The sequence below is a fragment of the Corynebacterium sp. 5QC2CO genome, assembly GCF_024580435.1.
GTDB classification, from domain to species: domain Bacteria; phylum Actinomycetota; class Actinomycetes; order Mycobacteriales; family Mycobacteriaceae; genus Corynebacterium; species Corynebacterium jeikeium_D.
On record NZ_JANIKI010000003.1, the window covers coordinates 93,968 to 118,037 of the forward strand.

The 24,070-nt window shown below is 59.5% G+C and carries 22 protein-coding genes, 1 tRNA gene and 1 riboswitch; of the genes, 10 read left to right on the forward strand and 13 right to left on the reverse strand.

What is annotated here, in order from left to right; translation table 11 throughout:
- The first annotated feature begins 124 nt into the window (after window positions 1–124).
- Window positions 125–1,033 carry a winged helix-turn-helix transcriptional regulator gene (locus tag NQ014_RS04035; protein ID WP_257073851.1) on the forward strand — a complete coding sequence of 303 codons (909 nt, stop codon included), beginning with the start codon at window positions 125–127 and terminating at the stop codon, window positions 1,031–1,033.
- Here NQ014_RS04035 and hisN read toward each other — a convergent pair.
- Complete coding sequence (gene hisN, locus NQ014_RS04040; RefSeq protein ID WP_257073853.1) at window positions 1,014–1,814, reverse strand: histidinol-phosphatase; 801 nt, start codon at window positions 1,812–1,814, stop codon at window positions 1,014–1,016. The genes NQ014_RS04035 and hisN overlap by 20 nt on opposite strands.
- Before the next feature lie 10 nt (window positions 1,815–1,824).
- Window positions 1,825–2,685, reverse strand: coding sequence for an inositol monophosphatase (locus NQ014_RS04045; RefSeq protein ID WP_257073854.1), 861 nt, complete (start codon window positions 2,683–2,685; stop codon window positions 1,825–1,827).
- A 47-nt stretch (window positions 2,686–2,732) separates the two neighbouring features.
- Between NQ014_RS04045 and prfB the strand changes: the two genes are divergently transcribed.
- Window positions 2,733–3,845: a peptide chain release factor 2 gene (gene prfB / locus NQ014_RS04050; RefSeq protein WP_257073856.1), complete on the forward strand. Its 1,113-nt coding sequence runs from the start codon at window positions 2,733–2,735 to the stop codon at window positions 3,843–3,845.
- 2 nt (window positions 3,846–3,847) lie between these two features.
- On the opposite strand, the gene NQ014_RS04055 is transcribed toward prfB, so the two are convergent.
- Window positions 3,848–5,203: an HNH endonuclease signature motif containing protein gene (locus tag NQ014_RS04055; protein ID WP_257073857.1), complete on the reverse strand. Its 1,356-nt coding sequence runs from the start codon at window positions 5,201–5,203 to the stop codon at window positions 3,848–3,850.
- A 424-nt stretch (window positions 5,204–5,627) separates the two neighbouring features.
- Between NQ014_RS04055 and ftsE the strand changes: the two genes are divergently transcribed.
- The 4 genes from ftsE to NQ014_RS04075 all read left to right on the forward strand — a co-directional run bounded on the left by ftsE (window position 5,628) and on the right by NQ014_RS04075 (window position 9,471).
- Window positions 5,628–6,317 carry a cell division ATP-binding protein FtsE gene (gene ftsE, locus NQ014_RS04060; RefSeq protein ID WP_016423233.1) on the forward strand — a complete coding sequence of 230 codons (690 nt, stop codon included), beginning with the start codon at window positions 5,628–5,630 and terminating at the stop codon, window positions 6,315–6,317.
- A 48-nt stretch (window positions 6,318–6,365) separates the two neighbouring features.
- A complete protein-coding gene (gene ftsX / locus NQ014_RS04065; protein ID WP_257073859.1) occupies window positions 6,366–7,268 on the forward strand; it encodes a permease-like cell division protein FtsX in 903 nt (300 codons plus the stop codon).
- A gap of 83 nt (window positions 7,269–7,351) precedes the next feature.
- On the forward strand, window positions 7,352–8,257 hold the full coding sequence (gene ppk2, locus NQ014_RS04070; RefSeq protein ID WP_016423231.1) for a polyphosphate kinase 2: 906 nt from the start codon (window positions 7,352–7,354) through the stop codon (window positions 8,255–8,257).
- Window positions 8,258–8,343: 86 nt separating this feature from the next.
- On the forward strand, window positions 8,344–9,471 hold the full coding sequence (locus NQ014_RS04075; protein WP_257073861.1) for a 3-hydroxyisobutyryl-CoA hydrolase: 1,128 nt from the start codon (window positions 8,344–8,346) through the stop codon (window positions 9,469–9,471).
- An 11-nt stretch (window positions 9,472–9,482) separates the two neighbouring features.
- Here the strand turns inward: NQ014_RS04075 and NQ014_RS04080 are convergent, their stop codons facing one another.
- Both NQ014_RS04080 and NQ014_RS04085 read right to left on the reverse strand, forming a co-directional pair.
- A complete protein-coding gene (locus tag NQ014_RS04080) occupies window positions 9,483–10,439 on the reverse strand; it encodes a MinD/ParA family protein (RefSeq protein ID WP_257073862.1) in 957 nt (318 codons plus the stop codon).
- 51 nt (window positions 10,440–10,490) lie between these two features.
- The gene (locus NQ014_RS04085; protein ID WP_257073863.1) at window positions 10,491–11,285 is read right to left on the reverse strand and encodes a YwiC-like family protein; all 795 of its coding nucleotides are present in this window, start codon (window positions 11,283–11,285) and stop codon (window positions 10,491–10,493) included.
- Window positions 11,286–11,394: 109 nt separating this feature from the next.
- A riboswitch (FMN riboswitch) is annotated at window positions 11,395–11,564 on the forward strand.
- Between the two features lie 10 nt (window positions 11,565–11,574).
- Between NQ014_RS04085 and pnuC the strand changes: the two genes are divergently transcribed.
- Window positions 11,575–12,294, forward strand: a complete 720-nt coding sequence (gene pnuC, locus NQ014_RS04090) for a nicotinamide riboside transporter PnuC (RefSeq protein WP_373467704.1) — start codon at window positions 11,575–11,577, stop codon at window positions 12,292–12,294.
- A gap of 10 nt (window positions 12,295–12,304) precedes the next feature.
- Window positions 12,305–12,964: a hypothetical protein gene (locus NQ014_RS04095; RefSeq protein WP_016423226.1), complete on the forward strand. Its 660-nt coding sequence runs from the start codon at window positions 12,305–12,307 to the stop codon at window positions 12,962–12,964.
- Here NQ014_RS04095 and NQ014_RS04100 read toward each other — a convergent pair.
- The 3 genes from NQ014_RS04100 to NQ014_RS04110 all read right to left on the reverse strand — a co-directional run bounded on the left by NQ014_RS04100 (window position 12,961) and on the right by NQ014_RS04110 (window position 17,324).
- Window positions 12,961–14,661 carry an FUSC family protein gene (locus NQ014_RS04100; protein WP_257073864.1) on the reverse strand — a complete coding sequence of 567 codons (1,701 nt, stop codon included), beginning with the start codon at window positions 14,659–14,661 and terminating at the stop codon, window positions 12,961–12,963. The genes NQ014_RS04095 and NQ014_RS04100 overlap by 4 nt on opposite strands.
- A 24-nt stretch (window positions 14,662–14,685) precedes the next feature.
- Window positions 14,686–16,332, reverse strand: coding sequence for a peptide chain release factor 3 (locus NQ014_RS04105; protein ID WP_257073865.1), 1,647 nt, complete (start codon window positions 16,330–16,332; stop codon window positions 14,686–14,688).
- A gap of 98 nt (window positions 16,333–16,430) precedes the next feature.
- Window positions 16,431–17,324 (reverse strand): Cof-type HAD-IIB family hydrolase, encoded by an 894-nt coding sequence (locus NQ014_RS04110; RefSeq protein ID WP_257073867.1) that lies wholly within the window; start codon window positions 17,322–17,324, stop codon window positions 16,431–16,433.
- A gap of 183 nt (window positions 17,325–17,507) precedes the next feature.
- Between NQ014_RS04110 and NQ014_RS04115 the strand changes: the two genes are divergently transcribed.
- Window positions 17,508–18,959, forward strand: a complete 1,452-nt coding sequence (locus tag NQ014_RS04115) for a glyceraldehyde-3-phosphate dehydrogenase (RefSeq protein ID WP_257073869.1) — start codon at window positions 17,508–17,510, stop codon at window positions 18,957–18,959.
- A 26-nt stretch (window positions 18,960–18,985) separates the two neighbouring features.
- On the opposite strand, the gene pth is transcribed toward NQ014_RS04115, so the two are convergent.
- The 5 genes from pth to NQ014_RS04140 form a co-directional block, all read right to left on the reverse strand.
- The gene (pth, locus tag NQ014_RS04120; RefSeq protein ID WP_257073870.1) at window positions 18,986–19,594 is read right to left on the reverse strand and encodes an aminoacyl-tRNA hydrolase; all 609 of its coding nucleotides are present in this window, start codon (window positions 19,592–19,594) and stop codon (window positions 18,986–18,988) included.
- A 119-nt stretch (window positions 19,595–19,713) separates the two neighbouring features.
- A complete protein-coding gene (locus NQ014_RS04125) occupies window positions 19,714–20,355 on the reverse strand; it encodes a 50S ribosomal protein L25/general stress protein Ctc (protein WP_038626221.1) in 642 nt (213 codons plus the stop codon).
- Between the two features lie 250 nt (window positions 20,356–20,605).
- Window positions 20,606–21,583 carry a ribose-phosphate diphosphokinase gene (locus NQ014_RS04130; protein WP_016423206.1) on the reverse strand — a complete coding sequence of 326 codons (978 nt, stop codon included), beginning with the start codon at window positions 21,581–21,583 and terminating at the stop codon, window positions 20,606–20,608.
- A 7-nt stretch (window positions 21,584–21,590) separates the two neighbouring features.
- Window positions 21,591–23,081 carry a bifunctional UDP-N-acetylglucosamine diphosphorylase/glucosamine-1-phosphate N-acetyltransferase GlmU gene (gene glmU / locus NQ014_RS04135; RefSeq protein ID WP_049172238.1) on the reverse strand — a complete coding sequence of 497 codons (1,491 nt, stop codon included), beginning with the start codon at window positions 23,079–23,081 and terminating at the stop codon, window positions 21,591–21,593.
- Between the two features lie 87 nt (window positions 23,082–23,168).
- Window positions 23,169–23,239, reverse strand: a tRNA-Gln gene (locus tag NQ014_RS04140).
- Window positions 23,240–23,338: 99 nt separating this feature from the next.
- On the opposite strand from NQ014_RS04140, the gene NQ014_RS04145 reads away from it, so the two are divergent.
- Window positions 23,339–24,031, forward strand: a complete 693-nt coding sequence (locus NQ014_RS04145) for a TetR/AcrR family transcriptional regulator (RefSeq protein WP_101687444.1) — start codon at window positions 23,339–23,341, stop codon at window positions 24,029–24,031.
- Window positions 24,032–24,070 lie beyond the last annotated feature (39 nt).

Consider the following 24,070-nt stretch of genomic DNA (forward strand, 5'->3'; position numbering starts at 1 on the left):
TCAATCTGATGACTCAATCTGACGTCGTCACACTAAGGGGACTCATTTCACGAAAATAGTAGGATGCAAGGAAATGGCAATATCGCAATAAAAAGCGCTAAAAACGTCAAATGGTGAAAATAGAATGCAAGAACCCGGCAAAGTAGACAGCAAACTGGACTACAAACTTGATGAGCTCGACCGCGCGCTGGTCGCAGCCATCATCCGCCACCCAGAGGCCTCATATGCGCAGTGGGCTGAGGAGACGGAGTCGTCGTCACGCACTGTCGCGCGCCGGTTCGAGCTGCTGACGCGCCACAAAGTGCTGCGTGTCCACGGCCGCACGCTGCCGGGTTTTGGCGGGCGAATTGCCTGGTTGACGCGTATTTATGCCGCGCCGGGTCGGCTCGGGCCGATTGCCGCGGAGCTGGCGGCGCTGGAGACAACGCGCTGGGTGCGGCTTTCGCGCGACCGCGGCGAGCTGATCTGCGGTGTCATCACGGTGCCGTCTATCTATGATGACCTGCTGTTTCGTCTGCATTCCACCGTGCCCGCGCGCGATATCCAGGTCCATCAACTGCTCGAGGTCTGGGGTCAGCCGGGCAGCGTGACGTCCGGCGCGGAGACCATTGATGACATCGATCGCCTCCTGCTTGCCGCCTACGCCAAGGACGGTCGCGCGACCGCTTCGCATCTCGCCGCGGAGCTGGGCATTGACGCTGCGACGGTTTCTCGGCACCGCCGCAAACTTGTCGATTCCGGCATTCTCTACTTCGAAGCCGACGTGCATCCGGACGCCCTAACCTCCACCGGCGACGTCAATCTATGGCTGCGCGTGAGCCCTGGGCATATCGAAAAACTGGGTCACCACCTGCGCAGTCTTCCCGAAACGCGGTTCGTTGCCGCCACCTCCGGGCAGCATCAGATGATGGCGAACGTGGTCTTGCCGAACGCTTCTGACATCGTCCGCTTCGTCGATTCGCTTGCGGGCTACGGCATCATCGACACGGAAATCGTGCCGATGGGCCACGCGCTTAAGCGTTCAGGCGCTTGACGACGGCGTCGTGAAGCAACCTATTCGTCGCAACTGCGTCCCCACCGTGCGGGCCGTCGACGCCCGCCAGGGAAGTGAAGCGGCCGCCAGCTTCCTCTACCAGAATTGCAAGCGGAGCCAGGTCCCACAGGGAAACTTCCGGCTCAGCGGCGACATCGACCGCGCCCTCGGCTACCAGGCAGTAGGAGAAAAAGTCACCGTAGCCGCGCAGACGCCACGCGTCATCGGTGAGACCGATGAAGTTGTCGCGCAAATCGCGCTCGGCCCAACCTGTGAGCGAAGAGTTGGAAATTGAGCAGTCCGCGATGTTCGCCACCTTCGAGACCTCAATGCGGCGCTCAGCGGCGTCCCGGCCGCCGACCTGCACGCGCTTGAATGCGCCGTCGCCCTTGGACGCCCACCAGCGACGTCCCAGCGCAGGTGCGGAGACCACGCCGACAACTGGCTTGCCGTCCTCCAACAGGGCAATCAAAGTTGCCCAGACCGGGACATTGCGCACGAAGTTCTTCGTGCCGTCGATTGGGTCGATGACCCACTGACGGCCCTCAAACACAGCTTCGCCACCGAATTCTTCGCCGAGAACTTCATCGTTCGGACGCTTGTCCGACAGAATCTCGCGGAGCAGCTTTTCGCACGCGATATCGGCATCGGAGACCGGTGTGAGGTCGGGCTTGGACTCGACGATTAGATTGGCCGCCTCGAAGCGGGACATCGTGAGGTCGTCGGCTGCGTCGGCAAGCGAGAGTGCGAGGGCGAGATCTTCGGAGTAAGAGGTGGTCATGGCCGAAATTCTAGCGCAGAACCTCACGTAACTCTGCGACCTGGCCACTCGAGCCCGCAAGCTTCCAGCGCCCCACCGACGTGCATTCGCCGCCTGCACCGGTAATAAGCGCATATCCAGGCAGCCAGTCCCAGGCGGCGACGTCCCGCTGGAACCACACGCCGATGCGGCCGTCGGCCACGCCGGCCATATCCACCGACGCTGAGCCCAGCATGCGCCAGGTAGCGCTGCGGGACACCGCATCCAACCAGGACTTTGTGGCTGTGACCTCGGATTCCTCGCTCGAGTTCACCACCGTGGTGTGGAGGTAGGTCGCCGCGCAGACTTCCGAAAGCGGGTGGTCAGTGACCCGGAGATCGTCAACAGTTCCGTCAATGTTGATACGAGTGGTCGGGAGATTGGGGCCCCCAATCCAGCTTCCGCCCGTGGCAGGTCGGTGTACCGCGCCGAGGATGACCTCATCCGGATTGTTCGCATCGCCCATAACCAGCGCCAATGCGCTGCACCAGTAGTCCGAACCAGTGGTGAAATTGTAGGTGCCATCGACAGGGTCAATCACCCATGTGCGACCAGACTGGGACTCCTTCGCCGACCCTTCCTCGCCAAGAATGCCGTCCTCCGGGCGGAGCGCGGCCAAAGCCTCGACGACGAACTTCTCCGCTGCGCGGTCGGCCGCGGTGACGACGTCGGAAATCGATGTCTTGTACTCCGTGACCAGGCCTTCGTCGCGCATACGCGCGGCAATGGCAGCGGCACGCTTCACGATGGCAACCGCAACACTGGTATCCGATGCCACGATCGATTCGGATACTTGGGAGAGAAAGAGTTCTAGGTCTTGGCTGGAATCTTGGTTGGCGGTGGATTCAGACATACGTCCTATTGTGCACCGAAACAGGCGGTATAGCTAAGGTAGTACCCGTGAACCCGGATCTGAATGCTGACCTCAAAGAACTCGACGCGACGCTGACCACCATTGAGAAGGTGGTCGATGTCGACGAGCTTTCCGACCGGATCAGGGAGTTGGAAGCCCAGGCCGCCGACCCGTCGCTGTGGGACGACCCCGACCACGCGCAGCAGGTCACCAGCGCACTGTCGCAGGCGCAGGCGAAGAAGAAAAAGATCGACTCGCTGCGCGGGCGCCTCGACGATCTCTCCGTGATGTACGAACTCGCGGAAGAGGAGGGCGACCCCGACGCCGTCGAGATGGCCGATGCCGAACGCGCTGAGCTGCGTGCCGACATCGAATCCCTCGAGGTCACGACGATGCTTTCGGGGCCTTACGACGAGCGCGAGGCGGTCATCAACATCCGCTCCGGTGCCGGTGGCGTGGATGCCGCTGACTGGGCCGAGATGCTCATGCGCATGTACCTGCGCTGGGCCGACAAGCACGGACATAAGGTCGAGGTTTACGACACGTCCTACGCTGAAGAGGCCGGCATTAAGTCCGCTACTTTCGTCGTCCATGGCGAGTACATGTACGGCACCCTCTCGGTCGAGCAGGGCGCGCACCGTCTGGTTCGTATTAGTCCTTTCGATAACCAGGGGCGCCGCCAGACTTCCTTCGCTGAGGTCGAGGTGCTGCCAGTTGTAGAGGAAACAGATCACATCGACATCCCCGAGTCAGATTTGCGTATCGACGTCTACCGCTCCTCCGGCCCAGGTGGGCAGTCGGTGAACACCACGGACTCCGCGGTCCGACTTACGCACGTGCCAACCGGCATCGTAGTGACCTGTCAGAACGAGAAGTCGCAGCACCAGAACAAGGCATCTGCCATGCGTGTTCTGCAGGCGAAGTTGCTGGAGAAGAAGCGCCAGGAAGAGCGCGCGGAGCTGGACGCTCTCGGCGCAGGCGGCAATGCCTCGTGGGGTAACCAGATGCGCTCCTATGTGCTGCACCCGTACCAGATGGTGAAGGATCTGCGTACCGAATACGAAATCAACAACCCGCAGTCGGTCCTCGACGGTGACCTCGACGGTTTCATTGAGGCCGGTATTCGCTGGCGCATGGCTCAGCAGTCCGAAGGGGAGTAGCGCTAGAAGGGCGGTTCGTCTTCGGGTGCTTCCGGTGTGGTGGGCTCGTCGGCTTCTGCGTTTCTCTCGTTTTTGTTCATTCCCAGTTCTTCGCGAGCCTGATTTGTCAGCTCCTGTGATTCGCGGAGGTTTTCCAACCTCTGCTCGTTGTACTCCTTGAGTGTCTGTGCTTTCTTTGCCTTGCGCAGGTCGAAGGAGTAGCGACCGTGGCCGGAAAGCGGCCCTGATTCTGTGCTGATTAGGGCAGCTTTTTCAGCGCTCTGATCAGTGGCGGAGGTCCAGTACTCCACGCCGTCGATATCGCGCACGACATTCCAAAGACCGGCCGTTTTTAGATTGTGGTGGCGACGGCATAGGCAATGGAGGTTGGGCGTCTCGGTTTGGCCACCTTCGTCGGGATTCTCGTGGTTATACGGCTGAATGTGGTCGATGTCGCACTTCGTCGCATCGACATCGCATCCGGGAAAGCGACAGGTGCCGTCTCTACCTTGGATGTAAGTACGCTGTCGCTCTGTTGGCGAGTACTTTTCCGTTTTCTCGTCTGCTAGTAGCCGGATGCTAGTGACCCGATCGAGCCAGGATTCAGTGGCGATTTTGTTGATCCACCCCAGGCCACCGATCCAGGCTTCCTGGGGCTTGTCTTGGGTTAGTGGGCAGTACAGATTCAGTGTGGCGGTGACCTGGGCAGTCCCGTGCAGAAGATGTGAAAAGGCCTCGACAAAGTCGCAGTCCTGATCAGCGGTGATTTCTTCCAAGACCTTCTGAAACTCAATTGCCCGCTCAGGCATCAGTTCCATGGTGACTTCAGTGAGGTTGTCCTTTAACTCGAACGTTATAGATTCGCCAGCTTTTTGCTCGATGCCTTTTTGAAACGAAGTGATCGGCGGGTCGTACTCATTCTTCGGGCGCAATAGGGGGCTGACTTCATCAATAAGTCGCTGAATATTCTGTTGAAGGCTCCGAACTCCGCGAAGAACTTCACCATTGACTCTCGGCGTGATCAGCTCAAGGAGATGGTCTTCGAAATATCTCACAGCCGAGGCGTCATCCAAGGGGAGGACGGCCGTGGCAATGACCCGCATGTGGGGAAGCGGTAGCTGTGCGCGTTTGAGCAGAAGCTCTTTTAACCGCGGGAGTCGCGCTAGTTGCATCCCGACATCGATGTACTGGAGTGTTCTCCCACGTGACATGCCAAGAGCTGGAGCGATTTTGGCGATGTAATCTTCGACATCTTTTGTTGAAGAAGAGGGAACACAAGCAAGGGCAAGCTTCAAGTCAGCTCGATTGCGGTCAATTCCAAGACGTGCTGGTGCTGTTTGAGAAATCTCATGGTGAAAGCGTGGTGCCGTCGCTTCCATTGCCGCAGCGTAAGTGCGTTTGCGTGGTATATGTTCCCCGCTGGCCATTGGTGAATCCCCCCTGAAAGATAAGGCCTGGACGTTGAAATGTTGAAATAAGGAAGAGGTAGGGAAAGTATTTTCGACTAACTCTGAGTGTCAATTTTCCAAGCTTGAAGCAGCTCGGCGACGTTATTTGGTGTTTTCAATCCTCGCTTTTAATCTTTCATGGCTCATTTTAATCGAACAGGTAAGCGAAGTAAAGGGGCATTTAAAGATTTTTGGGGAAAATAGTTTCGAACATTGCTCCGGCGAGAGCTTTCGTGCGGTCGCACGCTCTGGGGGTTAGTGTTAGCCGCTGCTCGTCCCCGCAATCCCGTCACGGCGACCAATTCCACGCATTCCAGAGTGACTTGAGTGGCTTAAGTGATTAGAGTGTCTACTTATGATCACTTTCGACGGGGTTACCAAGTCCTACTCGACTTCTAGCCGACCAGCTCTCGACGACGTTTCAGTCCACATAGATAAAGGTGAGTTTGTCTTTCTCATTGGACCGTCGGGCTCTGGTAAGTCGACCTTCCTGCGCCTTATGGTGCGTGAAGAGAAAGTGGATTCAGGAAAACTGACGGTTGCAGACCAGGATCTGACCAAGATTTCTCGTCGCAACATCCCTAAATTGCGTCAAAAGGTGGGGTATGTCTTCCAGGACTTCCGCCTGCTGCCAAAGAAGACGGTGTACGAAAATGTCGCGTTCGCGTTGCAGGTAATTGGCAAGCCGAAGGCGAAAATCGACAAGGCAGTTCCGGAAACGCTCGAAATGGTCGGGCTCTCGGGTAAGGAAAACCGCTACCCGCACGAGCTGTCTGGTGGTGAGCAGCAGCGCGTCGCCATCGCTCGCGCCTTCGTCAACCGCCCGCTCATCTTGCTTGCCGACGAGCCCACCGGCAACCTCGACCCAAGCACCTCCGGTGACATCATGCTCTTGCTTGACCGCATCAATCGCATGGGCACGACCGTTATTGTGTCGACTCACGACAACGATGCCGTGGACTCCATGCGTCGCCGCGTGCTGGAGCTGGAGCTGGGGCGTCTCGTGCGTGACGACGCCACGGGTGTTTACGGCCTGAACAATTAGCAGACAGTCCATCGGTAGAAGAACTCATTCGAAAGGTATTACTGACCTATGAAGACTCGCTTTGTCCTCGGTGAGGCTTTCTCCTCCTTGGGCCGAAACATCACGATGACCATCGCGATGATTATTACGACTGCGGTGTCGTTGGCGCTGCTTGCGACGGGCATCCTGGTTACTGAGCAGACCAGCCGCACGAAGGATCTCTATCTCGATCGCGTAGAAGTGCAGGTTGAGCTGAATGAACAAATCTCCGCCGAAGATCAAACTTGCTCATCGCCGGAGTGTGCTGAGGTCGTCGGCAAGCTTGAAGAGGCTGACGGCATTGATTCGGTGACCTTCCGAAACCGTCAGCAAAACTTTGACCACTTCGTGGAGATGTTCAAGGACAGTGACCCCGTGCTCGTGGAAAATGCGACGCCGGAGTCGCTGCCGGCTGTCGTGATGGTGCGTCTGAGCGACCCGACCGATGTCAGCCCGCTCGATCCGATTCGGGAGCTGCCACAGGTCGACCACGTTACTGACCAGCATGAAGAGATCGGTACTGCAGCTCAGAACCTGGACTCGGTGCGAAATGCGACCTTCCTGCTGGCGGCGGTGCAGGCCGTTGCCGCTGTGTTCCTGATTGCGAACATGGTGCAGATTGCGGCGTTCTCGCGTCGTAAGGAAGTTGAGATTATGCGCATGGTCGGTGCTAGCCGTTGGTTCACGCAGGCGCCGTTCGTCCTCGAGGCTGTGATTGCGTCGCTGATTGGTGGCGTGCTGGCCATCGGTGCGCTGTTCCTGGGCAAGGCGACGGTTATCGATCCGGCGCTGAGCAACCTGTACAAGGCACAGCTCCTGGCGCCGCTGACCAACGGCGATATTGGTGTGGTGGCGCCGATTGTGGTGGTTATCGGCATGGTCTTTGCCGGGCTTGTTGCGCAGGTCACGCTGCGTCTTTACTCACGTGACTAGGGTTGCAAAAAGGTTAGCGATTAGGCCCCGCGGTTAAACCCGGCGAATAGGGTCGTCGCGCCCTGCCGGGTAAACTGTGGACTATGAATAATGACGACGTCCAGCGCCCACCGAAGCTCGACAAGAAGGCTTATGAGGCCGAGCTCAAAAAGCTCCAGGCGGAGCTCGTCGAAATGCAGCAGTGGGTGGTAGAAACCGGTGCCCGAATTGTCATCGTGATGGAGGGGCGTGACGCTGCTGGCAAGGGGTCGGCCATTAAGCGCATCACGCAGTACCTGAACCCCCGTACCTGCCGTGTTGAGGCTCTGCCGGCCCCAACTAGCCGTGAGCAGGGTCAGTGGTACTTCCAGCGGTACGTCGAAAAGCTGCCGACTGCTGGTGAGATCGTGATTTTCGACCGCTCCTGGTACAACCGTGCCGGCGTTGAGCGGGTCATGGGCTTCTGCACCTCCCAGGAGTACCGTCGCTTCCTGCATCAAGCGCCGATTTTTGAGCGTCTGCTGGTCGAAGACGGCATTATCCTGCGTAAGTACTGGTTCTCTGTGTCGGACGAGGAGCAGGTTGCCCGCTTCAAGTCCCGTCGTGAGGATCCACTGCGCCGCTGGAAGCTCTCGCCGATGGATCTGGAGTCCATCACCCGCTGGGAGGATTACTCCCGTGCAAAGGATGAGATGTTCATCCACACCGATATCCCGTCCGCACCGTGGTTCACGGTTGAGTCTGAGGACAAGAAGCGTTCGCGTATCAATGTCATCAACCACCTGTTGACGACCATTCCGTACGAGCGCATTCAGCGCGATGTTCCGGAAATCCCGGAGCGTCCGGAGTCGGAGGGAAGCTACGAGCGTCCGCCGCGCACGGAGTTCCGCTATGTGCCGGACGTTGCTGCCAATCTCGAGGCTGACCGCGTGAAGGGCGCAGGCAAGTCCGATAAGAAGGGCAAGAAGCACAAGAAGGACAAAAAGGACAAGAAGAGCAAGAAGAAGTAGCTTTTTAGTCTCAGTGAGGTTCTGGTCGTCAGGACCTTCGCAGCAGAACCTTTTCCTGGTTAGTTATCTGTGTCACACTGGGTGGCATGACTGCTACTGATAATGGTTCTGGCACTGCACGCACCGAGGTCGATGAGCCGAAGGTGCTGCGAAAAGTCCACGGGCGATCTGGTCACCTTCGGCTGAATAGGCCGAAGGCACTTAATTCGCTCGATTTGGATATGGTCACCGAGGTCGTCGAGGGGCTCCGCGCATGGCGTGACGACGACTCGGTGGACCACATTGTTGTTTCATCCGGTCACCCCAAGGCGTTTTGTGCCGGTGGTGACGTGCGCGCAGTTCGGCAGGCTGTGCTCGATGGCGTTCCGGAGCAGGGGGAGGAGTTTTTCCGGGATGAGTACGAGATGAACGCGATGATTGCGGAATTCGCTCAGTCCAAGCCATACATCGCGATTATTGACGGCATCGCTATGGGTGGTGGCCTGGGCGTTTCCATGCACGGCTCCCACCGAATCGTGACCGAGCGTGCCAGCGCTTCCATGCCAGAAATGGCAATCGGCTTTATTCCCGACGTTGGCATTACCCACTTTTCGCAGCATGTGAACACGCGGTTGGGAGGGCCCTCGTCGGCAATCGCGCGGTTTACGGGGCTGACCGGTTACCGCCTAACTGCGGCGGACATGCTGTGGGCTGGATGGGCGACGCATGCGGTCCCATCCGCGCAGCTGGACGAGTTTGTTGCGGCTCTGGACCGCGATGGAATTGATTCGGCGCTCGCGGAGTACGCGCTCGATGTGGACTCAGCTGAGGCTCGTGATCTGCTCGGGGATCCGCAGTTGGCCGAGTGGAGCGACTGCATTGAGGCTTGCTTTGGGGCTGATACCTGGGCGGAGATTGAGCGAGCCCTCAACGAAGCCGCTGAGGCGGGCTCCTGTGCATCGTCAACAGTGGAGACCTTCCGTGATCTGCTGGCACACGCCAACCCGGAGAGTCTCGTGGCGGCTGTGGAACTTTATGCGGCTAACTCCGCCCACGAGGTCACCCTGCAGGAGGCGCTAGACCGGGAGATGAAGCTTGGCGCTTACATGCGTCAGCACCCCAATTTTGCCGAGGGTGTGAGGGCAGTGTTGGTGGATAAGGACCGCGACGCCGCCTTTAAACCCGCTACCGTGCAGGAAGTCGACGTCGAAGAGATTCGACAGCACCTTCGTTAGCTGGCTATGCGTTAGACAAAGCTGTGGCGGCCAGTCGTCGGCGCGAAATCATCGGCAATCATGGCCGCCAATTCGAGATAGCTCTGGGTGGTGGCGGGCTGGAGATTGTCCAGCTCGATATTGGCACCATTCGCGATATGTGGATCGTAGGGGATGACCTGCACTGCGCGGCAGCGCTGGGCAAATAACTCGTGCACGGTCTCTGTGGACAGTCCCTGTTTATTTAGCTCGTTGACCACCACGACAGTGGTAGAGACCAGCCGTTCGAAGCCGTGCGCTGAAAGCCAATCCAATGTCGTCCAGGCGCTTTTCACGCCGTCCAGTGCAGGCGTGGTGACCAGCACCAGACAATTGGCTGCAGACAGAATCGAAGCGGAGATGGGCTGCGTCAGGCCGGTGCCGCAGTCAGTCAGGCTCACATTGTAATGACGCCGAAGGATGTCAAGGGCCGCGCAGTATTCGCCGTCGGAAAGCGCGATCGTCGATGTCGGATTTTGGTCGCTGCCGACAACCTCCAGCCTTGACGGCGTGTGTGATGTATATGCGCGGACCTGCGCGTATTTGTCCGTATCCGGGGCTCGGAGCAGATCGCGAATAGATGCGGGATTGGCTGCGGTGACGCGTGCGCCGAGGGTGCCAAAGTCCGGATTCGCGTCGATCGCGACGATTCGGTCACTGCGCAGGCTTGCAAGCGTGGCGCCCAGGCACATGGTTGTCGACGTCTTGCCAACGCCGCCCTTCACGCTGATAACAGCGATGTTGTAGTCACCGTAGATAGGCTGTCGCACCCGCTCTATCAGCTCGCGTTGCTTGCGTGCCGACGATGATTCCCGCGGTGAAATTGCGCCCCAGGTGGCCTTATGAACCCAGCTGCGCCAGCCCGACTGTGGTGCCTGCCGCGAGTGCAGGCTAGCGGCCAAGTCTGAGACGGAAACTGCGTGATTGACTGCGTGTTTGGTGGAAGTCATAGACTTCATCCCCTCCCCAAAAATCCCCAAAGTATGTCCCCGCCGTCGTTTTTACCACGCAGCCAGAACGACGGCGACTCCAAAGAAGGCATCGAGAATTCCGACCTGTTTCGGAGTCCACGCCCGAGCGCGGCGAGCGCCGGAGATGGGCATGGCAAAAGACCTGATGAGAAGCCCAATTGCGACGATGGGCACACCGAAGCTGATGAGGTTCCGGTCGTGGAGGAGGAGCCACCCGATGATGGCCGCGGCGGTAATGAGAACGTGATACGTGACCGAGCCGATGAGCCACTGCCGGTTGCCGCGCTTGCGAATCATAGTTTTTACATAGGGCACGGTGCCGACGAAATATCCAGCGTAGATAGCCGCAATTGCCCAAGCTTTCGGGGTTGGCCCGGCGATGATGGGCACCATGAGGCTGGCGGCCAGAACGGTGGAGACACCAGAGAGGAGTGAGCGCGGTCGGCGGCGGTAGGTCTCCCAAATAGCGATAGCGGCAAGAGGAGCGATGAGGGCGACCCAGATGAGGAGGGAAACGTCGGCAAGCAGCGTGATGCAGCCGGCGACGGCGGTGAGCGCGGTGTATGTGGCGGCGGGTGCGAGGTGGCGGCGCTGGCGACGAGAGCGGAGCCAGACGCTCACGGCGAAGAAAGCGAAGTAGCCGAGCAGCCAGGTTGCGGTGACGGCAAGGCCTGTCCATGTGGGGTTGAGGGCGAGAGCGGTCAGTGGGGGAATGGTGACCATGAACCAGGCACCGTGCTGGTCCGGAACCCAGCCAGCGGAGCGCTTGTGGTGGGAGCGGCGGGCGGGGCGGGAAGGACGTGGCTGGCTGGGCTTTTGGCTCATACTACGCATTATAGATGCGTAATTATGTCGGGGCTGTATTGGAACCTCATATTGAAACCTCATTGAATAAAATGCACATGCGCGCAAGGCGACAGTGCTAACGTTGAACTCGCATTCTCAGGGCGAGGTGAAATTCCTCACCGGTGGTGAAGCTGCGGCTGACGCAGACAAGTCCACGAGCGCCCTACCTGTGGCCAGAAGGGTCATCAGGTAGGGGACAAGCAGATTTCGGTTGGAATCCGAAACCGACGGTCATAGTCCGGATGAAAGAGAAGGAGTTGAATAATTCGTGGAATACGTGTCGGATTTTTTGGTGGGTTTCCTCACTGCACAGCTCAGTGTGGCGGGCGCACCAATCTTGATTCGTGAAATTGTTGGTAACCTCTTTGGCCTCGCGTGTGCCTTCCTGGGTATGAAACGCAAGGTATGGGCTTGGCCGGTCGGCATTATCGGAAATGCCTTGCTGTTTACCGTCTTCCTCGGCGGAGTTTTCCACACGCCGCAAAATCTTGATCTCTATGGCCAGGCGGGGCGTCAGGTCATGTTTATCGTCGTCAGTCTCTACGGGTGGTTCAGCTGGGTCAAGAGCCGCAATCAGAGCGGTGACGAGGTCGCAATTGAGCCGCGGTGGGCGACGGCATCGGAACGCATTGGGATGATTACCGTTGCTATCTTCGCCACTGTGATCTGTGCCAATGTCTTTGGGATGCTGGGCTCGTGGGGGCCGTGGGCCGATGCCTGGATTTTCGTCGGTTCGATGTTGGCGACCTGGGGTATGGCCCGCGGTTGGAACGAATTCTGGCTGATTTGGATTGCCGTTGATGCCGTGGGAGTGCCGTTGCTGCTCAAGGGTGGCTACTACCCGTCGGCGGCGCTGTACCTCTTCTACGGATGCTTCGTTATTTGGGGCTTTGTCTCCTGGGTTCGCCTCGAGCACCAGAGCGACAATGACCAGCAGAAGAGCTCCGCGGCCGACCAAGTACCGGCTTTGGCAGCAGTCGAGCGGTAGGATAGTCCAGGTGAGCTTCCGACCAGATAACTCCCGTACCAACCGCGCCCATCAAGCCGAAGAGCGTGCCCGCAGTCTCGTGCAGGACGTCCTCGACCGCGAGGAGCGGGTACGCAACAATCTGGCCAGCGCTGATGTTGACCCGTGGACGATGCGTTTCGTCGTCGATGAGTCGATTTCTGAGGGCGCAATCATCACCTGGCGCAATGAGGCCACTCGTGCCCGCCGCATCATGCGCCGCTATGACATTCAGCGGGGCTACCGCGAGAAGTTGCGCGAAGTTGAAAAGCGCATCGATGCCATGTTGCACCTCGCGGAATCGCTGGAGGAGTCGTGGGACGCCGCGGCACACGCCTCGAAGAGGCTTTCCGACGCGGAGGCCCGCGATGTCGCGGCCTTTGAGCGTGAGCGCGAGCGGCAGAATGACGCGGCAGAGACTAAGCGGCAGCGTGAGGAGAAGGTCCGCAAGTTCCGTCGGAAAGCGGAAAATATTGCTACCGACGCGTGGGACGCGGGCCGTGACGCGCTGGAGAAGCTGCCGCCGCTGTCGTCTTCGTTGAAGGACATCGCGGCTAAGTTCCGTTCGCGGGGCTCGGAGGAGGAACCGCGCGAGGTACGGCGGGCAACCGCCCGCGACCTGCGCAAGGAGCCCCCGCTGCCGGAGGACTAGCGCTCCTCGGATTTAGCTGCCTGGACTACCTCGGCGAGCTTGGAAATCTCCTCGTGAGAGGGGCGGATATCCGGATGCGTACGGCAGTAGTCCAACAGCAAGTAGCCAGCTGTGCGAATGCGACGATGCCCATCCCAGTGTGGAGCGGCGATTTCGGGGTCGTTGGTGGCCAAAGACGAGATGGCCTGGCGCTCACTGAGCAGCTCGTACTGGAGATCTCGACGAATATCGAGCGCCTGATTCGGAGTGCCGGTAAGCAGCGCGCCGAGAAGAGCGCCCATCTGTCGGTAGCAGCGCGGAATGTGACGCAGGTAGTGCTTTTCAATGCTTTCAGTGGGCCAGAAGTGCAGGACAGCGAGAGCCAGCGCGCAGGCGATACCGACTTCCAAGACACGATCGGTCACAATCGGTGCGAGTTCGCCAGCGACGTTTCCGCCCAGCAGCAGCGCCAATGGAGTGGTGACGATTGTCGTCAGCGCATAGTTCTTCACCACGAGAACCTCCGCGCCGAATTGGCAGGCTGCAAGCGCGATAAGTAGCGTCCAGCTGTCCAGGCCAAAGGAAAAGAGCAGCGCATAGAGGAAAATGCCGATAATCGAGCCCACCATGCGGTGAATCCCTCGGATCGAACCAGCGGTGCGGTCGGGACCCCACTGCAGAGTCATCAATGCGCTGACCACCGCCCAGTCAGGCCGGTCAAGACCGACAAGCACGCTAATGAGACCAGCTAAGCCACCGGTAATAGCAACCTTTGCCGCAGTCATCGACGCATGGGAATAGCGATCGAAAGAGCGGAAGATTCGGTAACTCACGCTTGGTCGCGCGAGTGGAATGGTTGTCTGCGTCTCGTCGAAGAGGTTAGGCGTGTCCACGATGTCCACAGCGCTGCCGTGCACGCCCAAGCGTGTGCGGATAGCAATCAGACGCTGATGAGCAGCAATGACACGGTTGACCAGTTCCGTGTGGGAGGGCTTGACGATCTTGCTGCCACGGATGATGCCTGCGTCGGCAAGCGATTCCCATGCGTCGGTGAGTGCAGTTTGCGCCTGATGATGAACGGCGAAAGATGTCGAGTCTGACTTTTCCATCGCATCGATGGCCGATTCAAGGGATTCGACAGCCGCCATTTCGGGGCCGTGCGGATTCCACAACCGCGGTGCCATACCGATGACTATCGCGGAAAGCACACCAACGGTAGCCCACATGGCGGTTTCCGCCGGGTTGAAGCCAAGGCGGGCGACCATTGTTGTGCCGCCGGAGACCATCACAATAAAAAATGAACCCGGCGGTGGCAGGCGCAGTGCGTTTTGAATAAAAGCGCCGATGGTGGCCAGTATCGTCGTAAAAAGCGCAATGAGCAGCAGCCATAGATTACTGCCGCCGGAAGCGATCTCACTGTGGACCACCGAGCCGACAAAACTGCCGGACATAACGCCGGCGATTAGGCATAGCCCGGCGATAGCCATCACGCGCAGACGACTGCGGTAGGGGTGGCCTTCGCCATAGATGACCACGCAACCACCAGCGGCGATAAGGAGCATTTCCGAGCCATGTCCGGTGAGAAGTGCCACGGCACCCGGCAGGAATAGCGCGAGTGCTGCGCGGAGGGCGCCTGGCCATCTCTGTGCACGGGAGTGGAAGGCAGTAAAAAGCTGCCATGCACTTGGTTGTGGAGGAAGCTCAACCGGTTGGCTCAATGTTGGTGAAATCTCCTTAAAACTCTAGTCCGCGACCAGCGTCTCGAGCGTGAACTCCGGGTGCTCCTTCTCAATGAAGGACAGCTTCCACTTGTCCCCGAAGAGCGCGATGAGGGCGCCGTCGGAACGCGTGAAGATCTCCACGCCGCGCTGCTTTGCCAGCTCAGGCGCGGTCTCTTCGTTCGTGCGGCGGGCGACGGAGTAGGGGATGGGCTCGGCAATGGTCTCGACGTTGTACTCGTTTTCCATGCGTGCCATCATGACCTCGAACTGCATCGGGCCGACCGCGGCCATCACCGGGGCGGCATCGCCGCGGGCATCGTTGCGCAGAATCTGCACCACGCCCTCGGCATCGAGCTGATCGACAGCCTTGCGGAACTGCTTGTACTTGCCCAGGCTCTTGGCGCGCAGGGTGCGGAAGTGCTCGGGTGCGAACTGCGGCATCGGCTTGAATTGAACCTTGCGGCCCTCGTAGATCGTGTCACCCGGCGCCAGTGAACCCGCATTGACCAGGCCGACAATATCGCCCGGGTAAGCCGTCTCCACAGTCGAACGTGTCCGGCCGAAAACGGTCAAAGCATACTTTGTGGAGAAACTACGTCCCGACTGCGCATGCGTGACCTGCATGCCGCGGTCAAACTCGCCAGAGACAACGCGCATGAACGCCAGCTTGTCGCGGTGGTGCGTATCCATACCCGCCTGCACCTTGAACACGACGCCCGAAAAATCATCCGTCGGTTCGCGCTTTTCGACGATAGCCCCCTGGCCGCCAGCCGCTGCAGCGGCAACGGCAGCCGGGTCGGACTCGCGGGCACCAGGTGCCGGAGCCAGCTCGCAGAGAGTGTCCAGGATCTGGTGGACACCCCAGTTCAGCATGGCGGAGGCGAAAATCACCGGAGAGGTGTCGCCAGCGAGGTACATCTCCTGGTCGTGGTCAGCGCTATCGGCGGAGAGCAGTTCGGACTCCTCGGCTGCCGTCTCCCAGGCGTCGCCCTGCTCTGCGGCGGCCTCATTTGGGGTGAGGTGACGCTCAGCGGCAATAGTGGCGCCACCGGCAGTGCGCTCGAAGCCGATGAACTGCTTGGCTTCGCCGTCCTCACCACGCTCCAGCAGACCGCGGAAGTCGCCGGCCTCACCGACTGGCCAGTACAGCGGAGTCGGCTGCAGGCCAATCTCCGCGACAATCTCATCCATCAATTCCAGGGGAGCCTTACCCGGGCGGTCCCACTTGTTGATGACGGTGACGATGGGAATTCCGTTGGACTTACAAACCCGGAACAGCTTCAACGTCTGAGGCTCGAGACCCTTGGCACCGTCGACAAGCATGACAGCGGCGTCGACAGCGGTGAGCACACGGTAGGTGTCCTCGGAGAAATCAGCGTGACCAGGCGTATCGACGAGATTGATCATGTACGGCTCGCCGTCGTGCCCCTCTGGCTGGTACTCGAACTGCAGCGCGGAAGAGGCAATCGAGATGCCGCGATCCTTCTCCATGTCCATCCAGTCGGACACAGTCGACTTACGGCCGGCCTTGCCGTGGACAGCACCGGCCTCGTTAATGACATGAGCATGCAGCGCCAGCGCCTCGGTGAGCGTGGACTTACCGGCATCCGGGTGTGCGATGACGGCGAATGTGCGGCGGCGTGCGGCTTCTTCGGCGAGAGTGGTCACAGGGAAACTACGCTTTCCTTAAAAAGAAAATCGGAATAAGGGAATCGGGTTCAACCTTTCTAACTTACCGCTCCAGTGGGGTAAGGGGTCAATTGCAGTTAGAGGTTGAACAGCTCGCGCAGCGTCGTGATGACGCCTTCCTCCGCGTTCGACGGTGCGATGTCGGTGGCGCGGCGTTTGATTGCCGGGTGACCGTTGGACATGGCAAACGAACGGCCTGCGTGGTCGATGAGCTCGAGATCATTCAGGTAGTCAACGAAGCAGACAGTTTCGGCAGGAGAGATACCGATGGCCTCCTGCAGGGCGGCGAGTGCCGTGCCCTTGTTGGTATTGGCATCGATGAGATCGACCCAATGCGCACCGGAGACCACCGCGCGTAGGTGCGAGCTCTGGGAACGCAAGTAATCGGCCGACCCCTCCTCGACGGAGTAAGGATCAAAGGCGGCAATTTTGACGATGCCGTCCTCGGCGGCAGCGGCGATGACATCATCGACCTTCTGCAGCTTCAAGTAGTACTTGGCGGCCTCGTTGAACTGCAGCTGCTGCACTTCCTCCGGAATATTGAAATGCGGCGGGAAAAACTCCACGTATGCGCTGGCAGCGCCACAGATAATAACCGACAGGGGTGTGCGGCCCGCCGCCACGCGGTTGTCGTTGAACTGGCGGATTGCGTGCACCAACTGGGTGACGATGTCGTGGTCGATACTGGTAACCGAGACCACCTCGCCCGCATCCGCGACGTAGTTGCCGTTTTCCGCAATGATTGGGATGCGGTGTGCAATGGGGGCGAACTGGTCGGCCAGAGTTGCGTACTGGCGGCCCGACGCGGGAGCGAAGTGGACACCGCGGTCGAGCAGCTCGGTGACTACCGGCCAAAAGGAATCCGGGATTTCCTTGTCTTCATTTAATAGAGTCCCGTCCATATCCGTGACTACAAGGCGGTATGGCGGCTGGGCGGGAGATTGCTGCTGGATATCCAGGGGTTCCGTCATGGCTCTTATTCTAACGGGTAAGTAGGGTTCAATTTTCTTCCTTGGGGTGTCTCCCAGTGTCTCCCCCGATTGGGTGAAAGCTGGACCACAATACGGGGTACCCAGTTGAGGGCGATAGCCGGTGAATAGCATGTGCGGGGTATTTTGAGGGGGAACTCATATTCATTTAAGCCAGGAGGATTTATGTCGGATTCGGCCCCCATCAAGCGCAATGACTGGAATGAGCGCATCAGCCTTGCAGAGCAGATGATCCCCCTCCTGGGGCAACTGCGCCGCAACAATGATGTCGTGACTTCAATCTTCGGCCGCCGACTGGAAAACGTTACCGAGACCGGCATCATTAAGTCGCACCGCTACGCCCGTCGCATCACCTCGCAGGAGCTGCCCCTGAGCCAGACCCTGCCGATTCTGCAGGAACTGGTGAAGATGGATCTCGGCACCGCCTCCATCGACCTGGGCGCCCTGGCTACCAGCTTCGAAGAGGAAGGCGGCGACTTGCGCGCATTCCTCGAGCGTGAGCTTGCCGACGTCATCGGTGCCGGGACACAAACCCCGAAAACCGACATTGTCCTCTACGGTTTCGGCCGCATCGGCCGCCTGCTGGCTCGCATTCTGCTGGCCCGCGAGGCACTGTTCAACGGCCCGCGCCTGCGCGCAATTGTGGTTCGCCAGAATGGTGAGGACGACATCGTCAAGCGTGCTTCGCTGCTGCGTCGTGACTCCGTCCACGGTGCATTCGACGGCACCATCTCGGTCGACCGCGAAAACAACATTATCTGGGCAAACGGCACCCCGATTCAGGTTATTTACTCCAATGACCCGGCAACTGTCGACTACACCGCCTACGACATTAACGATGCGATTGTCATTGACAACACCGGTCGTTGGCGCGACCGCGAGGGACTGTCACAGCACCTTCAGTCCAAGGGTGTTTCCAAGGTTCTGCTCACCGCGCCGGGCAAGGGCGATGTGAAGAACATCGTCTACGGAATCAACCACAACATCATCGAGGACTCTGACAACATTTTGTCGGCAGCTTCCTGTACTACCAACGGCATCACCCCGGTGCTGAAGGTCGTCAATGACAAGTGGGGCGTCGAGTTCGGGCACGTCGAGACTGTTCACTCCTTCACTAATGACCAGAACTTGATCGACAACTTCCACAAGGGTTCTCGCCGTGGCCGCGCAGCCACCCTGAACATGGTTCTCACTGAGACCGGTGCCGCAAAGGCCGTCGCCAAGGCTCTGCCGGAGTTCGAGGGCAAGCTGACCGGTAACGCCATCCGCGTTCCCACCCCGGACGTTTCCATGGCGGTGCTGAACCTGACCCTGGACACTGAGGTCGACCGCGACGAAGTCAACAACTACCTGCGTGAGGTTTCCCTCAAGTCCGTCCTGCGCCAGCAGATTGACTACATCCACTCCCCAGAAGTGGTTTCCACCGACTTCGTCGGCTCCACCCATGCTGGCATCGTCGATGGTCTGGCTACCATCGCCAACGGTAAGCACCTGGTGCTCTACGTCTGGTACGACAACGAGTTCGGTTACTCCAACCAGGTCATCCGCATTGCTGAGGAGATCGCAGGCGCTCGTCCGCGGGTCTACCCGAAGCGCAAGCACATCGACGAGCTGTAAGCCTGAAGCTGCCTCTGCCGCTGCTGCTACCGCCCGTGGATTTGGTTCTGCGCAATCTCCAGCCCGTGGCTGGCGATTAGCTCCACCGCCTCCGCAGCAGTGGGCAGAGTGAAAGCGAGCTCCTCGCGTTCCTTAGCATTGAAGTTACGCAGCACGTAATCCGCCGGATCTTGGCGGCCCGGAGGACGGCCAATACCAATACGCACCCGCATGTAGTCCTTCGTGCCCAACGACTTCGTGGTCGAGCGCAGGCCATTGTGGCCATTTTCGCCCCCGCCGCGCTTGAGGCGCACCACGCCCGGGTCCAGGTCCAGCTCATCGTGGACTACCACGACGTCGGTAGGTGCGACGTTGAAGAACTTGGCCAGCGCTGCAATCGGCCCACCCGACAGATTCATGTACGTCCGGGGCTTAGCCAGAATCACCTGCCGCTCGCCACCATCGGAGGTCTTAAACCGAGTCTGGACTATCTCAGCGTTGGACTTCTTGTGCACGCTAAACGACGACGGCATCGGAGAAGTGCGGCTGGCTAGTTCATCTAGCACCAGATGCCCGACGTTATGGCGAGTGAGTTCATATTTGGGCCCAGGGTTGCCGAGCCCCACGACAAGAAAAGGTGTGGTGGAGGCGTTCATGAGTCCAATCTTGGCACACGGTGCGCGGTCTCTTGATTATGGGGAGTGCAAAAAAGGGACGGACAAGAGTGTCCGTCCCTTTTTACTTAGCTGTGGTAGCTAGGCCTGCGAGTTCATAATTACTCAGCGGATTCCTCAGCTGGCTCATCCGGGGTCTCAGCCTCGCCCATGCCCTCGATGTCGGCATCGACGTCACCAGCCGGCTCTTCCTCCGGCTCGACAATGTTGAAGATGAGCAGGTCAGCGTCGTCGGTGAGGACCAGGCCCTCTGGCAGGGTAACGTCGCCGGCGTGAACCATGGTGCCGACCTCTGCACCTTCGACGGAGACCTCGATCTCTTCCGGAATGGCCAGAACCGGTGCGTTGACCAGAATGGTCTCGGCATCCTGCATGAGCAGGGCGCCCGGAGCGAGCTCGCCAGTCGGAACGACCGGAACCTCAACCTCAACCTTCTCGTCACGGTGAATGGCGAGCAGGTCAGCGTGGTCGATGTCGAGGGTCAGCGGGTTCTGGTCAACAGCCTTGACCATGGACAGCTGGGACTCGCCCTCGATGTTGACGTCCAGAACAGCGTTGACACCGTGGTTACGGATGACAGCGTGGAAATCCAGAGTGTCAACGAGGATGTGCTTCGGGGCATCCAGGTCAGCGCCGTAGATGACAACAGGGATGTCGCCAGCAACGCGGGCACGGCGAGCGGCACCCTTGCCGAACTCGGTGCGGTTACGAGCATCAATCTTGATGATGTTGGGCTTTGCCATGAAAATGGACTCCTAAACGATTCGATATTGAGTCGTCGAGTCGAGCACGTGCCGCATCCATGCCACCGTGGGCGCAAAAGTTGGGCTGCGAGCGTCGCGTCGATAACGGCAACCACCTACTGTGGCCGCCCTCGCCGAGACTTACCGGAGAAATTGTAGTGGACTAACAGGTCAAACAGCAAACCCCGCCACCACCAGCAAAACTAGGTTGCTGGTCGCGGCGGGGTGTCCGTCGGCAAGCGGAAAGAGCTTATGCCTGGCCCTCGAAGAGAGTGGTGACGGAACCGTTTTCAAAGATCTCGTGGATCGTCTTAGCCAGCAGCGGTGCGATTGGCAGGACGGTCAGGTTGTCCCAGCCCTCGGTGGACTGCGGCAGGGTATCCGTGGTGATGACCTCGCGGGCACCGCACTTCGACAGGCGCTCGCGAGCTGGGTCGGAGAAGACGCCGTGCGTGGTAGCGATGATGACATCCTCAGCGCCTGCCTCACGCAGCACCTTGACAGCGCCGGCGATGGTGCCGCCGGTGTCAATCATGTCGTCGATGAGCAGACAGGTCTTACCGGAGACCTCGCCGACCACGCGGTTGGCGACAACCTGGTTCGCGACATCGACGGAACGGGTCTTGTGAATGAAGGCCAGCGGGGCGTCGCCCAGGGTGTTCGCCCACTTCTCGGAAACCTTCACACGGCCGGCGTCAGGGGAGACCACGACCAGGTTGTCCAGGGAGTAGTTCTTCTTGATGTACTCCGACAGAATCGGCATGGCATGCATGTGATCGACCGGGCCGTCGAAGAAGCCCTGAATCTGGTCGGTGTGGAGGTCCACGGAGACGATGCGGTCAGCGCCTGCGGTCTTGAGCAGGTCAGCGACCAGGCGAGCGGAAATCGGCTCACGGCCACGGTGCTTCTTGTCCTGGCGGGCGTATGGGAAGAACGGCAGGATAGCGGTGATGCGCTTGGCCGAACCGCGCTTGAGCGCGTCAATCATAATCAGCTGCTCGATGAGCCACTTGTTCAGCGGTGCCGGGTGCGCCTGCAGTACGAAGGCATCGGAACCGCGGACGGATTCCTCGTAGCGCACGAAGATTTCACCGTTGGCAAAATCACGAGCGGTCATCGGAGTCAGCTCTGTGCCGAGCTCCTTGGCAACTGCCTCGCCCAATTCCGGGTGTGCCCTTCCGGAGAAGAGCATGAGGTTCTTTTGGTTATCGATCCACTGGCCGGTCATCTGCCGTCTAGCCTTCCTGGTCTTCCTTGTTGTTGTCAGCGTTGTCAGCTACCTGCGCCGCCTGCGCTGCCTCAGCAGCAGCGGTACCTGGACGCTTCCGCTCGACCCATCCCTCGATGTTGCGCTGACGGCCACCACTGACCGCCAATGCTCCCGGAGGAACGTCGTCCTTAATAACAGTACCTGCACCTGAGTACGCACCATCACCCACGGTCACCGGAGCGATGAACATGGTGTCGGAGCCGGTGCGAACATGCGAGCCGATAACGGTGCGGTGCTTGTTGACGCCGTCGTAGTTCACGAACACGCTGGAGGCACCAATGTTGGAGTGCTCGCCAATCTCCGCATCGCCGACGTAGGTCAGGTGCGGAACCTTCGAACCGTTTCCAATCTGCGCGTTCTTCGCTTCTACGAAGCCGCCGAGCTTCGCGCCGACACCGAGTTTGGTGTTCGGGCGAATGTAGGTGAACGGTCCGACCGTCGCATCCTCGCCGATCTCCGAATCGGAACCGTGTGTACGTACGACGCTGGCGCGCTTGCCGACGACCATGTTGGTCAGTGTCGTGTCCGGTCCCACGGTGGCCCCGTCGCCAATCACGGTCTTGCCGTGCAGCTGCGTGCCCGGCAGAATCGTGACGTCGCGGCCGATTTCCACCTCAACGTCAATCCACGTGGTGTCCGGGTCGACGATAGTGGCGCCCCCGCGCATAGCTGCCTCGCAGGTGCGACGGTTGAGCTCGCGGCCAAGGGTAGCCAGCTGGACGCGGTCATTGACACCGGCGACGACGGTGGCGTCGGCGAGGCGGTGACCGCGTACTGAGCGGTCGGCCTCACGGGCGATGCCGATGACATCGGTGAGGTAGAGCTCGCCCTGGGCATTGTTGGTGTCCAGCTGCTTGAGAGCGTTTGCCAGGGTCTCGGCGTCGAATGCGTAGACACCGGAGTTGACCTCGGTGATCTCGCGTTCCTCGTCGGAGGCGTCCTTTTCCTCCACGATGCGCAGAACTTCGCCGTCGGCGTTGCGAACGATGCGGCCGTAGCCGTGCGGGTTGTCAGCAGTGGAGGTCAGCACAGTCACGGCAGCGCGTGGCTTGCGGTTGTGCTCTTCGAGCAGCGCCTGGAGCGCTTCGGAATCCAGCAGCGGAACATCGGAAGTGGTCACCAGGATGGTGCCATCGAAGTTCTGCAGCTCGGGGTGCTCCAGTGCGCACTGAACAGCGTGGCCGGTACCGTTTTGCTCGTCCTGGTGGGCAATGACGACACCGTTGGAGTGCTCGGTGTCCGAGGCCCAAGTCCCGATGGCGTCGATTACCTTTTCGCGCTGGTGGCCAACGACAACAGCAATCTCATCCGGATTAATGCCCTTGGCGGCATAGAGCGCGTGCTCCAACATGGTACGACCGCCGATAGCGTGCAGCATTTTCGGCGTATCGGATTTCATTCGGGTGCCTTGACCCGCGGCGAGAATGACCACAGCGGTGGCCGAACCGTTCGACATGAAACTTGCTACTCCTCGGTCAGGGTGCATCACGGTCACGGCGGGGCGAAAAGTCACTTCTTAATTAAGGGGCCGGCCCCCCGCTTGCTCTCCCACCAGGACTCGAACCTAGAATGCCGGTACCAAAAACCGGAGTGTTGCCATTACACCATGGGAGAATGGGGCAAATGCGAAAAATTGCATGGCTGATTCGACTCAGCCAACTCGCTTGCGCCTGCGATATACGATAGCAAGACTTTAGCCACTAATCTAAAAGCATGGCCTCCAATTCTCCGAGACGACGTATGACCGGTCCACAGCGCAAAGCTCAGCTGACAGAAGTCAGCCGTGGAATCTTTGCCGCCAAGGGGCTTGATGCCGCCTCAATGGAGGAGATCGCTGCCGCAGCTGGGGTATCAAAGCCGGTTGTCTACGAGCATTTCGGTACCAAAGAGCGGCTCTACCAGGCAGTCGTCGACCAGGAGATGAAGACCCTGGAGGCCACGATTAGGGAAGCGTTGTCCCTGGGACGCTCGCGTTACCGCATCGAACAGGCGGTGTTGGCACTGCTGACTTATGTGGAGGAAAACCCGGAGGGATTCTCCATTATTTCTCGCGACCCCGGCGTGGCGGGTGGCTATGAGACGCTGCTGAATAATGCCACTGAGTCGATTACGCCTATCCTTGCCGAGGCTTTCAAACGCGCCGGCTTCGACCCGGCCATGTCGGTGCTCTACGGAAACTGCATGGTCGGTATGGTTTCGCAGACCGCTCGCTGGTGGATGGAGAAGCGCAGTCCGGATAAGGAGACAGTGGCGGCGCACATCGTGAACCTGTGTTGGAACGGGCTGGCCGGCATGGAGGGTTCTCCGACTCTGCATGGCTCCGCTGATGTGCCAGCGGCCGCGGAGGGCGCGAAGTTCGGCGCAGGTGCTGCAGCAGACCCGATGCAGGTGGCGGAGAACGGCTAACCAGCGCGCAGGGTGGATCCGGGGTGCATGGTTATATTG